This is a genomic window from Gilvimarinus sp. DA14, from assembly GCF_024204685.1.
Classification (GTDB): domain Bacteria; phylum Pseudomonadota; class Gammaproteobacteria; order Pseudomonadales; family Cellvibrionaceae; genus Gilvimarinus.
In genome coordinates this window covers 3,278,873-3,292,778 of record NZ_CP100350.1, presented here as the reverse complement: position 1 = coordinate 3,292,778, position 13,906 = coordinate 3,278,873, and the positions used below count along the sequence as shown (strand labels likewise).

Below are 13,906 nucleotides of genomic sequence, written 5' to 3'. Positions count from 1 at the left end.
GCGGCTCACGCTGCACCTCCAGCCACGGCGCTGTCCTGACGCACACGCGAAGGATTGGTTACAGGCACGCGCGCTTTAGGTATAGTTCTAATTTCCATATCTGCGCGCAAAACGGCGGCCATCAGGGCGCAGCTAACCAACAAGCTGTTGCCGCCGTAACTGATAAACGGCAGCGTCAAGCCTTTGGTTGGCAGCAACCCGCTGGCCACGCCAATATTGATAAATACCTGCAAGGTAAAAAGAACTGCGGTGGCGAATACGAAGTAACACAGAAAGTAGTTGCCGTGCTGACGACAGGCCTTGGAGATTGCCAGTAACTTGATAATCAGTGCAGCAAACAGCCCCAGCACCAACAAGCAACCGATCAGGCCAAGCTCTTCGGCGAGAATGGCAAAAATAAAATCAGTGTGGGCTTCGGGCAAATAAAATAGTTTTTGCACACTGTTCCCTAGTCCCATGCCTAACCACTCCCCGCGCCCGAACGCGATCAGGGACTGAGTTAGCTGATAGCCGGCGTTAAACTGATCTGCCCAGGGGTCCATAAAGGTGACCAGACGCTTCATGCGGTAGGGGCTTACCACCGCCAGGGTTGCCAACACGCCCACCGCGCCCAAAGCCAAAGGCACAAAGTAACGCAGTTTAAGGCCGGCGATAAACATTATGGCTATAGCGGTAGCACCAATCACCACGGTACCGCCAAAATCTGGTTCCAGAACCAGCAGCATAAGAATAATGCCCAAGAGTCCAATCAAGCGGCCGAATTCTTTCCAGCTACTAACGGCATTGGGATGGCGCTTGGCAAAATAGTTGGAGAAATAAACAATAACCGCAAACTTAGCCACTTCGGATATTTGCAGCGTAAACACTCCCAAATCTATCCAGCGCTGCGCGCCATTCACCCGCTTGCCAATCCCCGGCACCAACACCAATACCAGTAAAGCGACGGCACCAATAATAAACAGCAAGTTAAAGCGCTGTAAGTATTCGGAAGGCAGAAGAAAAATGACTGTCGCAATCGCCAAGCTCAGCAACATAAACAGCATGTGGCGCTGTAAAAAGAACCAACTGTTATCGTAGGTAGCGCCAGCAAAGGCCACGGATGCCGAGGCCACCATCACCACCCCAATGGACATAAGCGCAAACCACAGACACACCAGCGTCCAGTCCGGCTCAACACCGCGTAACAGAGGCTGATCCAGCTTAAGCATGGGCCGCCTCCTGCGCGTAACGGCGAAACGCATCGCCGCGCTCGCTGTAGTTATTGAATTCGTCAAAGCTTGCACAGGCCGGACTTAGTAACACCGCATCGCCCGCTGTCGCCACACGCGCTGCCGCGCCGACGGCATCTTGCAAACCCTGAGCGCGCACAATGGTGTCGACCTTATCGCCCAATGAGGTCGCGATCACATCGGCATCTTGACCGTAAAGAATCACGGCTTTGGCGTTGGCATTGAGTGCGGGAATAAGCGAAGAAAAATCTCTGTCTTTCGCCACGCCACCCAACAACACCACCAGCTTTCCTGTAGCTGGCGCCATACCATTAATGGCTGCCAAAGTAGCGCCGACGTTGGTGCCTTTGGAGTCGTTAATGTAATCGACGCCTTGCACCTGGCCGACCCACTCACAGCGATGAGCCAGACCCGTAAATTCGCGCAGCGCCGCCAACATGTCTGCCATCGGCAAACCTGCGGCGCGGCCAATGGCCAGTGCCGCTTGGGCATTGGCGATATTATGCTGGCCTTTAATCTTTAATTCGCTAACCGGGATTAACGGTTTTAAATCGGCGGATAGATAAAGTTCACCTTGCTGCTCAATCGTGCCGATATTTTTAAAGTCAGCGGCGCCGCCAAAGCTACTCAGCGCAACATCATCGGCGAGCGGTGGACGGGTAAGCGGATCTTGTCGGTTAACCACCACATTGCGCGCACCGAAATACACGCGCTGCTTGGCGGCGTGATAGGCAGGCATGCCGGAATAGCGGTCCATATGATCGGGGCTGATATTAAGAATACAGGCCACTTGCGCGCCCAACTTACTGACGGTCTCGAGCTGAAAACTGGATAGCTCCAATACATAAAGCTCAACCGCATCATCCAGTAAATCCAACGCAGGCGTACCCAGGTTGCCACCCACGGCCACCTCAAGCCCGGCGGCCTTAGCCATCTCACCCACCAGGGTGGTTACCGTACTTTTACCGTTGGAGCCAGTGATGGCGACGATGGGCGCGCGCGCATGACGCACAAACACTTCGATATCACCCACTATAGGCACACCAGCGTCGCGGGCCGGAGCCAAGGCATCGATGGTGGTTGCAATGCCGGGGCTGACGATAATCTCGTCGGCGCTGGCCAGAAGTTCGGCATCCCAATGGCCAAATTCGCAGTGCACATCGGCAAACTGCTCGGCAATTAACTGGCGGTTAGGCGGCTCGGCGCGGGTATCAAATAACGCAAAGCGCTGATGATTGCGCTGCAAAAAGCGCGCAGCAGACAAACCGGAAACTCCGGTGCCCACGACGGCGATCAATTTGCTTGTGGCAATCAAATCAGTCACATTACACCTAACGCAGTTTTAACGTGGCCAGGCCGAACAACACCAGCATGACCGTAATAATCCAAAAACGCACAATGACCCGGGGTTCGGGCCAGCCTTTTAATTCAAAATGGTGATGCAGCGGCGCCATGCGGAAGATTCGCTTGCCGGTCAACTTGTATGAGCCTACCTGCAAAATCACCGACAGAGTTTCCATGACGAAAACCCCACCCATAATAAAAAACACCACTTCGTGACGCACAATAACAGCGATAATACCCAGCGCCGCGCCGAGCGACAGGGCGCCTACATCGCCCATAAAAACCTGCGCCGGATAAGTGTTGAACCACAAAAAGCCGAGCCCCGCACCGCACAACGCAGCACAAAACACCACCAGCTCGCCACTACCCGGCACATGAGCAATGTGCAGATATTGCGCAAACTCATAGTGGCCCACCACATAGGCGATAACCCCGAGCGCACCTGCCACCATGACCGACGGCATAATCGCCAAACCGTCGAGCCCGTCGGTAAGATTGACCGCGTTGCTCGAACCCACCACCACAAAGTAGGTAAGCACGATGTAAAACAGCCCTAGCTCCAGCGCAAAATTCTTGAAAAAAGGTAAAAACAATTGTGTCTCCACCGCCTGGGTCGCCGTCACATAAAGAAAAATTGCGGCCCCAACACCACCTACCGACTGCCAAAAATACTTCCAACGCGCGGGCAAACCGCGAGAATTTTTCTGCACCACTTTGCGATAATCGTCGACCCAGCCGACAGCGCCAAAAATAGCGGTAACCACCAGCACTACCCACACGTAACGATTGCTTAAGTCAGACCACAACAAGCTGCTGATAAAAATCGCCGCCAAGATCAAGGTGCCCCCCATGGTTGGGGTACCCGATTTACTCAAGTGCGATTGCGGGCCGTCGTCGCGTACCGACTGACCAATTTGTAATTGATTTAATTTGCGAATCATCCAGGGACCGAGCAGCAGCGAAATCCCCAGAGCCGTCATAACGCTGAGAATGGCCCTCAGAGTTAAGTACTGAAAGACAAAGAAACCGCTGTGGTAGCTTTGTAATTGTTCTGCCAGCCAGAGCAACATTCAGGATTTCTCCTCGCAGGTTAAGGCGCTGACAACACGGTCCATCCGGGCGCTGCGTGAACCTTTTATCAAAACGGTACAGTCGCTTTCCGTAATAACTGCCAATAAGTGTTCGATCAGTTGCTGCTGATCGTCAAAGTGCTTAGCTGGACCACTGAAATTATCGCTAACCGCCTGAGCTAATGGCCCCTGGGTAAAAACCGCCTGAATATTTTTATCCGATGCGTAGACGCCAATTTCCGCGTGCAGTAAGTAGCCTTCTTCGCCCAGTTCGCCCATATCTCCCAACACCAAAATAGTGGCGCCCGGCGTTGCGGCGAGAACATCAATTGCAGCGCGTACCGAACCCGGGTTAGCGTTGTAGGCATCATCGATAATCGTGCTGCCACACGGCCCCGGCAGATACTTCATGCGCCCGGCAACAGGAGTAAAACTTTCCAGACCACTGACAATAGACGCATCGCTGGCGCCCACGGCATAGGCGCAGCAAGCCGCCGCCATGGCGTTGCGCACATTGTGCGTGCCGGAGACCTGCAACCGCACTGGTAAACGCCGCCCGGCCAGCATTAAGTCAAAGTGCTGGCCACGCCCTTGCATCATTATATTTTCGGCGTAACAATCGGCTTGTTGGTTTTGCAGCGCAAAGGTCAAACGCTTGCGATCGTGTAACTCACGCAACCATTTCGCGGCAAACTGATCATCCAGATTCACCACACAACAGCCACTGTCTTTTACGCCCTGATAAATTTCACCCTTGGCTTCTGCTACCCCCTCCAAAGAGCCGAAGCCCTCAAGGTGAGCAGCCATTACGTTATTAACCAAGACCACATCGGGTATTGCCAGGCTGCACAAATAGGCAATCTCGCCTATACCACTGGCACCCATTTCAATCACCGCATAGCGCTCGCTGCCATTGAGCTTAAGCAGGGTTAGCGGCACGCCAATATGATTATTCAAATTGCCAGCAGTGGTTAACACCTCGCCCTCGCAGCGCAAAATGCCATCCACCATAGTGCGCACCGAAGTCTTGCCACTGGAGCCGGTAATCGCAATTACCGGGCGGTTAAATCGGCTGCGATTGATCCGCGCGATTTCGCCCAAACCTAAAATCGTATCGTCAACCTGCAGCTGCGGTAGCGCGCAGTCCGTCACCAGGCTATCGACCAGGGCTGCCACAGCGCCGGCTTTTTCTGCCTGCGGCAAAAACTGATGGCCGTCAAAATTAGGCCCGCGCAAGGCGACAAAAAAGTCACCGGCTGCAAGCTGGCGGGAGTCCGTACAGACTCGGGTAAAGGGTTTGCAGTCGGCCGTTTTAACCGCGGTCAGCTCGGCGGAGAATTCACGCACCAGCTGCTGTAGTGACATCTCGCCGATCATGCGCCACCTCCGCTTTTTTGCTGGCGGATTTGCAGCGCCATGATCGCTTGCTCAACATCGCTAAAAGGCAGGTCACGCTCAGCAAAGGATTGCACCTGTTCGTGCCCTTTGCCCGCCAGTAATACAGCATCACCGGCCGCCGCTTGCTGCACGGCAAGGGCAATAGCTTTGTCCCGTTCGGGAATAATCAAACAGCGCTCGGGGTTGTGCATGCCACGCACAATTTGACTGGCGATTTCCGCCGGATCTTCACTACGGGGGTTATCGTTAGTCACCAGCACATAATCGGCGGACTTCTCTGCCACCCGCCCCATTACCGGACGTTTGTCCGGGTCGCGATCACCGCCGCAACCGAACACACACCAGATGCTGCCCTCGGTGTGTCTTCTGAGCGCACGCAGCGCTTTTACCAGTGCATCGGGTGTATGGGCGTAATCCACCACCACCTGAATGTCCTGCTCGGGGGCAATGCGCACTTGCTCCATTCGTCCGGGGGCCGGAGTCAACACCTCAATTTGCGCGCAGATATCCGTAAGACTGAAACCGCGTAAGTAGGCAATGGCGATCACCGCAAGAAGATTGCTGGCATTAAAGTCACCGACTAGCTTCGAGCGGATTTGCGCCTGCTCGCCATGCACATTGACCCGGGCATGAATGCCATCGACCAAATACTCGATAGATTCAAAGCGCACATCCGCTTTGGCGGAAGTTAGCGAGTAGCTGAGCACTCGACTCAAGTCGCCCGCTTTTTTCAGCAGCGACTTGCACCAGGGGTCATCGCGATTAATAACCGCATGCTGTAAGCCGCGCGCTTTTAACAAGCGTGCCTTGGCCTTGCCATAGGCTTTTAAATCGCCGTGAAAGTCCAGATGATCGTGGGATAAATTGGTAAACACGCCGGTACGCATGGCCACATGGCGCGCCCGATGTTGCGCCAGGGCGTGAGAGGACACTTCCATTGTTAACGTATCAGCGCCCTGCTCGCGCAACAGCGCGAGAGCGCGTTGAGTGGTAATGGCGTCGGGCGTGGTAAAACCTGTAGCAGTTAACTCGTGCTCCAACAAACCAAACCCCAGAGTGCCCATCACCGCCGCTTTGCGCCCCAGCTTTTGCAACAGCTGCGCCGCCAAGAGCGCGGTGGTGGTTTTACCATTGGTGCCAGTAATGCCAATAATATCCATCGCCGCGCTGGGGTCTGAGTAAAAACGACCGGCAATCTCACTTAAATTTTTGTGCAGCGACTTTACCCGTACCACCGGTGTTTCACCGGCGTAACTCAGGCTTGCCTCGCTATCGCTAAGAATAGCTACAGCTCCTGCCTCGACCGCATCATCGATAAACTCAGCACCGTTAACTCGAGCCCCCTGCAGTGCGACAAACACATCGCCGCTGCGCACATGGCGACTGTCAGAGGTCATGCCCGAAACGCACACAGACGCCCAGGCGGCGTCCGTTTGATTTACCAGCTCCCCAAGGTTTATGGCGGCGCTCATAGAGTCACCCCCGCCACCTGATCACTCGATTCGCGCTTTTTCACCGTCAAACGATTGGGCGCCGAGCGCGGCGGCTCTTGCAGTAAACGCAAAGCCCCTTCGGTAACACTGGAAAAAACCGGGGCTGCTACCTGGCCGCCGTGATATTTCGAATCGTTGGGCTCATCAATCATTACCGCAACAACGATCTCTGGGTTGTCCGCCGGCGCAACCCCCACAAACGAGCCTATGTAACGGTTGTCGGCATAGCCACCGGCATCAGCCTTGTGTGCAGTACCTGTTTTACCTGCCACCGGATACGCTTCGACTTTCGCGCGGCTGCCGGTGCCCTGCATGCTGACAACTTTGCGCAGCATTTTCATAACGGCGCGGGTGTGCTCGCTGTCGACAATTTTCTGCCCGGGCGCGGGCGTGTCTTCACTGCGCAGCAAAGATACTGGACGCTGCTCACCATCACTGGCGAGCACCGCATAGGCATGCGCCAACTGTAAGACCGTCAAATTCAAGCCATAACCAAACGCGTAAGTGGCACGCTGAATGGGCTTCCACTTAGTGTAAGAGGGCAGTACTCCGACAGCCTCACCGGGAAAGCCGGTGCCCGTGCCCTGCCCCAGCCCCAAACGGTAGTACATATCGCGAATCAGGTTGGGCTCCATGGACAATGCCATTTTGGTCATGCCCACCTGGCTTGACTTAGCGATAATGCGGGTTAGGTCCAACTCGCCATAATTGACCGGGTCGAGCAAGGTTTTACGCCCCACCTGAACATAACCCGGAGTGGTATCAATGACCGAGTAAGGGTGAAATTTACCGCTTTCCAGGGCTGCCAACACAGCCAGGGGCTTCATGGTGGAGCCGGGCTCAAACACATCGGTAAGGGCGCGGTTGCGCAGACTGGCCGGATGAATATTGGCGCGATCATTGGGGTTGTAAGATGGCTGATTCACCATTGCCAAGACCTCGCCAGTGCGCACATTAAGCACCACCACAGAGCCCGCCTTAGCGCCAAACTCCTGCACGGCTTCTTTCAATTCACGATGCGCTAGATACTGCAGACGTAAATCGATACTGAGCGCCAAGGGGCGCCCGCTGCGAGCCGATTGAATCAGGCCCAGCTCTTTTACGGTGCGACCTCGCAAATCCTTCAGGACCTGTTTGGCGCCACTTTCACCGGCAAGCCAGGCGTCGTAGGCTAGCTCCATGCCCTCCTGACCGCGATCATCGATATCTGTCATTCCGACGATGTGCGCTGCCACTTCGCCGGCGGGGTAATAGCGGCGGTATTCACGCTGGGTGTAAACGCCATCAACCCCCAAGTCGAGAATGGCGGCGGCCTCTTGGGGCGGCAGGTGACGCTCCAAATAGACAAACTCTTTGCCCGAGTAACGTGCCAGGCGGCTTTCCAGCTGGGCCTTGTTCCAGCCCAGCGCCTGAGACAGTCGGCCCCAGTCTTTAGGGTTTTGCAGCAAAATTTGTGGGTTGGCCCATATGGACTCCACGGGCGTGCTCACCGCTAACGGCTCGCCGTTGCGATCGGTGATAACGCCGCGGTAGGCACTGATGGGCTCGGTACGAATGGTGCGGGCGTCGCCCTGGCCCTGCAGAAACTGGTAGCCCCGAGCGGTATCGGGCAGCACCTGCAAAGACGCAATACGCCAGATAAGCAGCGCGGCAAGCACCAGCATAGCTAAGACTACGCTGTAAAACCGCCATGACTTTAATGTCAGATGCTGCACCTAAGGTTCCTTATCAATCAAAATTATTTGTTCCGCATGCGGCACGTGCATATTCAGCTCGCGCCGCGCCTTGCTCTCCACCCGGGAGTAAGACGCCCAGGTGCTTTGTTCCAACAAATACTGCCCCCACTGCACTTCCAGCTCGGCCGACTCACGGCGCAGGGACTCAAGCTCATCGGTATTGCGGCGCACCTGCTGGGTTACACTCACTACCGCCAGCGCCGACACTACGCAGGCACACCACAGGGCCAACACCAACACCAGCGGCCCCCGCCCAGCGCTGCTCATCACAGGCCTCAGGCGATTTTCTCGGCAATGCGCATAACGGCACTGCGCGAGCGTATGTTGTTACCCAACTCCTCCGAGCCGGCCTTAATGGCCTTAGAATGACTCTTCAACCGGCGATTGAGCTGGCTATCCATCAGCGGCACGCCACGGGGCACGGGGTCGCCTTTTTCCTGGCGGCGAATAAAACGCTTCACCAGCCGGTCCTCCAGCGAGTGAAAACTAATGACTACCAGGCGCCCGCCCACAGCCAATACATCCAGCGCCTGCTGCAGTACCGCTTCCAGATCACCCAACTCATTATTAATGTGGATGCGAATCCCCTGAAAAGCGCGCGTCGCCGGATGCTTGCCTTTCTCCCAGGCCGGGTTGGCATCTTTGAGGATTTGCGCCAGGCGGCCGGTGCGCTCAATCGGCGCCTTAGTGCGCTCAGCCACCAGTGCACGCGCCATGCGCTTGGCAAACCGCTCCTCGCCATACTCTTTCATCACCCGCGCCAGTTCGGCCTCGGCGGCTGTGTTCACCCACTCGGCGGCACTGATGCCGCGAGTCTGATCCATGCGCATATCCAGAGGGCCGTCGTGCAAAAAGCTAAAGCCGCGCTCGGCTTCATCTAGCTGCGGTGATGACACGCCTAAATCCAGTAGCACCCCACTGACCTGACCTGCCATGCCCAATTGCCCGGCCTGCTCGGCCAGAGTGGCGAAGCTGTCATGGACAATGCTAAAACGGGAATCTTGCGCAAAACGTTCAGCGGCCACCTCAATAGCTGCCACGTCTTTATCAAATGCCAGCAGCCTGCCATTCGGCGCCAGCCGCTCAAGAATCCGCGCACTGTGGCCGCCGCGCCCAAAAGTGCCGTCCACATAAAAACCGGCGGCGTCCACCACTAGGGCGTCCACCGCCTCTTGTTCGAGTACGGTTATGTGTGGCTGAGCATCCATAGTGATTAAAAGTCCAGTGTTTCCAGCTGCTCAGGTATTTCGTCGTCGGATGACTCCTGCATCTGAGCCGTCCAGGCGTCTTCATCCCAGAGCTCCAGCTTGTCACCCACGCCAGTCAGCATGAGCTTTTTGTCCAGATTGGCGCGCGAGCGCAGAGTGGGCGGCACCAAGATCCGACCATTGCCATCCATTTCCATGGGACAGGCGTGACCAATCAGCAAGCGCTGCACGCGACGCGCGGCTTTATTCATACTGGGAAGAGCCTGAATGCCGGGCAGTATTTCCTGCCAGCGGGGCTCGGGATAAATAAGTACGCAGGGGTCCTGGGTGTGCGCGGTAACCACCAAACGGCCGCCACAAAGCTCTACCAACTCTTCTCTTGCTCGAGTCGGTATCGCCATGCGCCCTTTGGCGTCCATATTGATGGCATAGTTACCAGTTAACACAATTCACCACTTGAAGGATCCGCTATTCCACAAAAAACCACTTATATCCACTTTTCACCACATTGGCACACTATAAATCGGAGACGGCCAAAGTCAAGCAAGCCGCCGCGAAATTGCCGGTAAAATTCACAAATAGGTAGCTAAAGGTTGAGAAATAGCGCACAAGCAGCAGAAAACAACACAAGCCGCCAACAACAAAAACGATAAATTACAGCGAGATAGAAGCAACTCTTAAGAAATTACTTTAAGTGTGGGATCTTTTGGGATTAATAACGACGGGGCGATAGACCTTAGCGGCATATCATGGGGAAATAAATCGGAGTCGGCCTGTAAGCCGGGTTCTGTCTGGGACAGTCATTCATCTGGGATGCGCGTCGCCGCGCACCTCAAGCAACCTACCCGAATCCAGTGCGGGCCACACCAATGGATTCCTATTTGGTCTTGCTCCGAGCGGGGTTTACCATGCCGCGAGCTGTTACCAGTCGCGCGGTGCGCTCTTACCGCACCCTTTCACCCTTACCGGCGCTTGCGCGCTTAGGCGGTCTACTCTCTGCTGCACTTTCCGTAAGCTCACACTTCCCAGGCGTTACCTGGCGCTCTGCCCTGCGGAGCCCGGACTTTCCTCCACCCCCTAAGGGATAGCGACTGCCGAGCCGACTCCGAGCGCAAAAGATAACCTGACCACACCGAAAGTCAAGTAAAAAGCTGTTGCACAGGCCCCCTAGGCATCATCCGATTGACGCGCCAGCGCCCACTGGTAGAGCTCATTCTTGCGCAACCCAGTCAGCTTGGCGCCGAGGGCAGCGGCCTGCTTCAAAGGCAGCTCGGCCAGCAGCACTTCCATGGTGCGCACAGCGTCGTCATCCAAACCTTCCGCCTGCGGCGGTGCGCCGCGCACCAACAGCACCAGTTCACCGCGCTGTTGATTACTGTCACTGGCCACCCAGTGCGCCAGCTCACCGACCGCCGCCCCGTGAATGGTTTCAAAAGCCTTACTCAGCTCGCGCGCCAACACCACTTCGCGCTCAGCCCCAAAAGCCGTGATCATATCCTGCAGGCACTCCAGCACCCGATGCGGCGCCTCGTAGAAAATAAGAGTGCGACTCTCCCCGGCAAGCGCCTGCAATTGCTTGAGCCGGGCACCGGACTTAGCGGGCAGAAAACCCTCGAAAATAAACCGATCAGACGGCAAGCCAGCCGCACTCAATGCCGCGACAAAAGCGCAGGCTCCCGGCACCGGGACAACTTTTACCCCTTGTTCGCGGGCGCGCCGCACCAACCGAAACCCGGGGTCCGACACCAGCGGCGTCCCGGCGTCAGAAATTAGCGCCACCGCTTCGCCGGCTTGTAGGCGAGCCAGCAATGCGTCTACTTTTTTTTCATCACTGTGATCGTGGTAGGCCACACAGGGGGTTTCGATTGCGAAATGTTGTAGCAAACGCGCGCTGTGCCGGGTATCTTCGCAGGCAATCACACTTACCGTCTGGAGCACAGTGACGGCACGCGGTACCATATCGGCCAAATTACCAATTGGGGTGGCGACCACGTAGAGGATTCCCGGCTGATGTTGCATGTACGACTCCGCAGCAAAAGCAGGCAGTTTACCACTACCCAGCGCCCCCACCGACACGAGCTGGCTCATGAGCACTAGATTTTTCCGCGCGATTCCAACCGTCCTGCTGACTCTGCTTGTCGCCTGTTCAGGCCCTGCACCTCAAACGCAAAAGCCAAGCGACGGCCCCCTAAGCGAGTCGGCACTGGAAAGCCAGGTGCGCGATCTGGTACAAAGCGCACGCGAAGCACCAGCCAGTCAGCGGCCCGACTATATACTGCAAGCCGCCGAACTGCTGCTAAAAGAAAATCAGCCTGAGTGGGCGCTCAACCTGCTGCAAAGCCTGGACACTGCGCGCCTCAGCGACCCTGTGTTTATGCGCTACAGCAAAGATGCCAGCGAAGCGGCTCTCGCTGCCGGTGAATACTTCGACGCCCACGACATTCTGTTTGCCTCGCGTCTGGCCGCCCTTTGGCCACAATTGCCACCGGGCGAGCAAAGCCTGATTCTGGAGCGGCGCGCCCAAGTCGAATCACTGCTGGGCGATTACCAACAGAGCCTAAACACCCGTATTCAGCTGGGGCAGTTTCTCAGCCGTGACCAACTGCAACTGAATAATGAAGCCATTTGGCAGGATTTAATGAGCCTGACCGGTGAAGACTTGCAGAGCCTGGCGAACCAGACCGATGACCGCGAGCTACAGGGCTGGGCACAACTGGCACAAATTAGCCGCGACAACACCGCCAACCTCAATCGCCAGCTGGAGCGGGTGGAACTGTGGCAAATGCGCTGGCCCTACCACCCGGCCAGCCTCGAGCTGCCCAGCGACCTCCAACTACTCAATCAACTGATTGCCCAGCAGCCGCGCAAAATTGCCATGCTACTGCCGCAAACCGGCCGCCTCGCCGGCGCCGCCACCGCCGTGCGCGACGGATTTTTAGCGGCCTACCTGAGCCAGGAAACCAACGGTCAACGCCCTGAAATCCTCCAGTACGACACCAGTAGTGCGGACATCAACCAACTTTATGATCAGGCGGTAGCCGATGGCGCGCAGATAATTATCGGCCCGCTGGCAAAAGAAAACGTAGACATACTGGCGACCCGCGCGCAGCTTGCCGTGCCGATCCTTGCGCTCAATTACAGTGACGGTGAAGCGGCCCAGCCAACGCCCGCGACACAGCAAAACCCGGCAATGCTCTCCCCGATCAGCAAGCCAATAAACCTGCCCCCAATCGAGCCAGCTGCACCGGGCAATTCTCTTTTTACTCCGCAGCTGTATCAGTTTGGCTTGGCGCCGGAAGACGAGGCCCGCGACATTGCCCGCTTTGCTCACCTGCAAGGTTATCGTCGCGTCATGATCATAGCCCCAGATATCGACTGGGCCAGCCGCTCCATCGATGCCTTCGCCGAGCAGTGGATTGCACTGGGCGGCAGTATCGTCACCGACACTCGCTACATAGGCGCAGGAGATTATTCCGACGTCATCAAGCGCTCGCTACTAATCGGTCAAAGTGAAGAGCGCCATCGCCAACTGCGACAAATCATCTACACCAATAGTGAGTTCGAACCGCGACGACGCAAGGATGTGGACGTTATTTTTATGATCGCCAACCCAACCCAAGCGCGACAAATAAAGCCCACTCTGGCCTTCCACTACGCCGGAGATTTGCCCGTCTTGGCCACCAGTCAAATTTACGATGGCAGCACAGACGCAAAGGGTGATCGCGACCTGAACGGTATTCGCTTTAATACTCTGCCGTGGTTTTTCTCGGCCAGCCCCGAGACCAAAGCCATCCAACAGTTTGCCGAAGGTCCGGCCGCCTACCAGCGCCTCTACGCCATGGGCGCCGATGCCTACCACTTATACCCAAGGCTGCCGCAGCTACAACAACTACCACAAACTCGCTTACTGGGTGCAACGGGCGCGCTCACTCTTAACAAGTCCGGCAAGATTGTCCGCGAGCCCATTTGGGCCGAGTTTGATAACGGCATCGCCAAACCGTTAAGCACGCGCCCACTGGAGCGCGACGAATAAACCATGGCACTGTTCGGCAAACGCTCGCGCGGCGAAAAACGCGGCGACCAGGCAGAACAACAGGCACGAGCTTTTTTACAGCAGCAGGGGCTCGTGTTTATCGCCGCAAACGTCAAAGGCCCGGGTGGCGAAATTGATTTAATTATGCGTGAACGGCAAACACTGGTTTTTGTCGAAGTGCGGCTGCGCAGCAACCAACACTTTAGCAGCGCAGCCGAAAGCGTTAACGCCAGCAAACAGAATAAACTGCTGCGCACAGCGGCATGGTACCTGCAGCAGCAAAAGCTGACGGATGAAATACCCTGTCGCTTTGATGTGGTAGCATTGAGCACACTTGACGAGTCGCAACCACCGCAGTGGATTACCGACGCGTTTGGCACAGCGTAAGCACAGGG

The 13,906-nt window shown here is 56.3% G+C and carries 12 protein-coding genes and 1 other RNA gene; 2 read left to right on the top strand and 11 right to left on the bottom strand.

Annotated elements, in window-relative coordinates; all coding sequences use genetic code 11:
* Positions 1-5: 5 nt before the first annotated feature.
* From ftsW to rsmI, 11 genes are all read right to left on the bottom strand, one after another.
* Complete coding sequence (gene ftsW / locus NHM04_RS14370) at positions 6-1,208, bottom strand: putative lipid II flippase FtsW (protein ID WP_254264451.1); 1,203 nt, start codon at positions 1,206-1,208, stop codon at positions 6-8.
* The gene (murD, locus tag NHM04_RS14365; RefSeq protein ID WP_254264450.1) at positions 1,201-2,553 is read right to left on the bottom strand and encodes a UDP-N-acetylmuramoyl-L-alanine--D-glutamate ligase; all 1,353 of its coding nucleotides are present in this window, start codon (positions 2,551-2,553) and stop codon (positions 1,201-1,203) included. The genes ftsW and murD overlap by 8 nt, the downstream gene beginning before the upstream one ends.
* A 7-nt stretch (positions 2,554-2,560) precedes the next feature.
* Positions 2,561-3,643, bottom strand: coding sequence for a phospho-N-acetylmuramoyl-pentapeptide-transferase (gene mraY / locus NHM04_RS14360; RefSeq protein ID WP_254264449.1), 1,083 nt, complete (start codon positions 3,641-3,643; stop codon positions 2,561-2,563).
* The gene (gene murF / locus NHM04_RS14355; RefSeq protein WP_254264448.1) at positions 3,644-5,020 is read right to left on the bottom strand and encodes a UDP-N-acetylmuramoyl-tripeptide--D-alanyl-D-alanine ligase; all 1,377 of its coding nucleotides are present in this window, start codon (positions 5,018-5,020) and stop codon (positions 3,644-3,646) included.
* Complete coding sequence (locus NHM04_RS14350; RefSeq protein ID WP_254264447.1) at positions 5,017-6,513, bottom strand: UDP-N-acetylmuramoyl-L-alanyl-D-glutamate--2,6-diaminopimelate ligase; 1,497 nt, start codon at positions 6,511-6,513, stop codon at positions 5,017-5,019. The genes murF and NHM04_RS14350 overlap by 4 nt, the downstream gene beginning before the upstream one ends.
* Positions 6,510-8,198, bottom strand: coding sequence for a penicillin-binding protein 2 (locus NHM04_RS14345; RefSeq protein ID WP_254266644.1), 1,689 nt, complete (start codon positions 8,196-8,198; stop codon positions 6,510-6,512). Before NHM04_RS14345 ends, NHM04_RS14350 begins: the two co-directional genes overlap by 4 nt.
* Positions 8,199-8,249: 51 nt before the next feature.
* Complete coding sequence (gene ftsL / locus NHM04_RS14340) at positions 8,250-8,537, bottom strand: cell division protein FtsL (RefSeq protein ID WP_254264446.1); 288 nt, start codon at positions 8,535-8,537, stop codon at positions 8,250-8,252.
* Positions 8,538-8,545: 8 nt separating this feature from the next.
* Positions 8,546-9,484: a 16S rRNA (cytosine(1402)-N(4))-methyltransferase RsmH gene (gene rsmH / locus NHM04_RS14335; RefSeq protein ID WP_254266643.1), complete on the bottom strand. Its 939-nt coding sequence runs from the start codon at positions 9,482-9,484 to the stop codon at positions 8,546-8,548.
* Positions 9,484-9,924 (bottom strand): division/cell wall cluster transcriptional repressor MraZ, encoded by a 441-nt coding sequence (gene mraZ / locus NHM04_RS14330; RefSeq protein WP_254264445.1) that lies wholly within the window; start codon positions 9,922-9,924, stop codon positions 9,484-9,486. Before mraZ ends, rsmH begins: the two co-directional genes overlap by 1 nt.
* A gap of 314 nt (positions 9,925-10,238) precedes the next feature.
* An RNA gene (gene rnpB, locus NHM04_RS14325) (RNase P RNA component class A) lies at positions 10,239-10,585 on the bottom strand.
* A 60-nt stretch (positions 10,586-10,645) separates the two neighbouring features.
* A complete protein-coding gene (rsmI, locus tag NHM04_RS14320) occupies positions 10,646-11,497 on the bottom strand; it encodes a 16S rRNA (cytidine(1402)-2'-O)-methyltransferase (protein ID WP_254266642.1) in 852 nt (283 codons plus the stop codon).
* 67 nt (positions 11,498-11,564) lie between these two features.
* Between rsmI and NHM04_RS14315 the strand changes: the two genes are divergently transcribed.
* Positions 11,565-13,511: a penicillin-binding protein activator gene (locus NHM04_RS14315; protein ID WP_254264444.1), complete on the top strand. Its 1,947-nt coding sequence runs from the start codon at positions 11,565-11,567 to the stop codon at positions 13,509-13,511.
* Between the two features lie 3 nt (positions 13,512-13,514).
* Entirely contained in the window at positions 13,515-13,898 is a 384-nt protein-coding gene (locus NHM04_RS14310; RefSeq protein ID WP_254264443.1) for a YraN family protein, read from the top strand.
* The last annotated feature ends 8 nt before the right edge of the window (positions 13,899-13,906 follow it).

What these genes read in the sequence shown, in the direction of transcription:
- murF (WP_254264448.1), bottom strand. Translation starts at nt 5,020, where the DNA reads ATGATCGGCGAGATGTCACTACAGCAGCTGGTGCGTGAATTCTCCGCC.
- NHM04_RS14315 (WP_254264444.1), top strand. Translation starts at nt 11,565, where the DNA reads ATGAGCACTAGATTTTTCCGCGCGATTCCAACCGTCCTGCTGACTCTG.
- NHM04_RS14350 (WP_254264447.1), bottom strand. Translation starts at nt 6,513, where the DNA reads ATGAGCGCCGCCATAAACCTTGGGGAGCTGGTAAATCAAACGGACGCC.
- ftsL (WP_254264446.1), bottom strand. Translation starts at nt 8,537, where the DNA reads ATGAGCAGCGCTGGGCGGGGGCCGCTGGTGTTGGTGTTGGCCCTGTGG.
- ftsW (WP_254264451.1), bottom strand. Translation starts at nt 1,208, where the DNA reads ATGCTTAAGCTGGATCAGCCTCTGTTACGCGGTGTTGAGCCGGACTGG.
- NHM04_RS14345 (WP_254266644.1), bottom strand. Translation starts at nt 8,198, where the DNA reads ATGCTGGTGCTTGCCGCGCTGCTTATCTGGCGTATTGCGTCTTTGCAG.
- NHM04_RS14310 (WP_254264443.1), top strand. Translation starts at nt 13,515, where the DNA reads ATGGCACTGTTCGGCAAACGCTCGCGCGGCGAAAAACGCGGCGACCAG.
- mraY (WP_254264449.1), bottom strand. Translation starts at nt 3,643, where the DNA reads ATGTTGCTCTGGCTGGCAGAACAATTACAAAGCTACCACAGCGGTTTC.
- rsmI (WP_254266642.1), bottom strand. Translation starts at nt 11,497, where the DNA reads ATGCAACATCAGCCGGGAATCCTCTACGTGGTCGCCACCCCAATTGGT.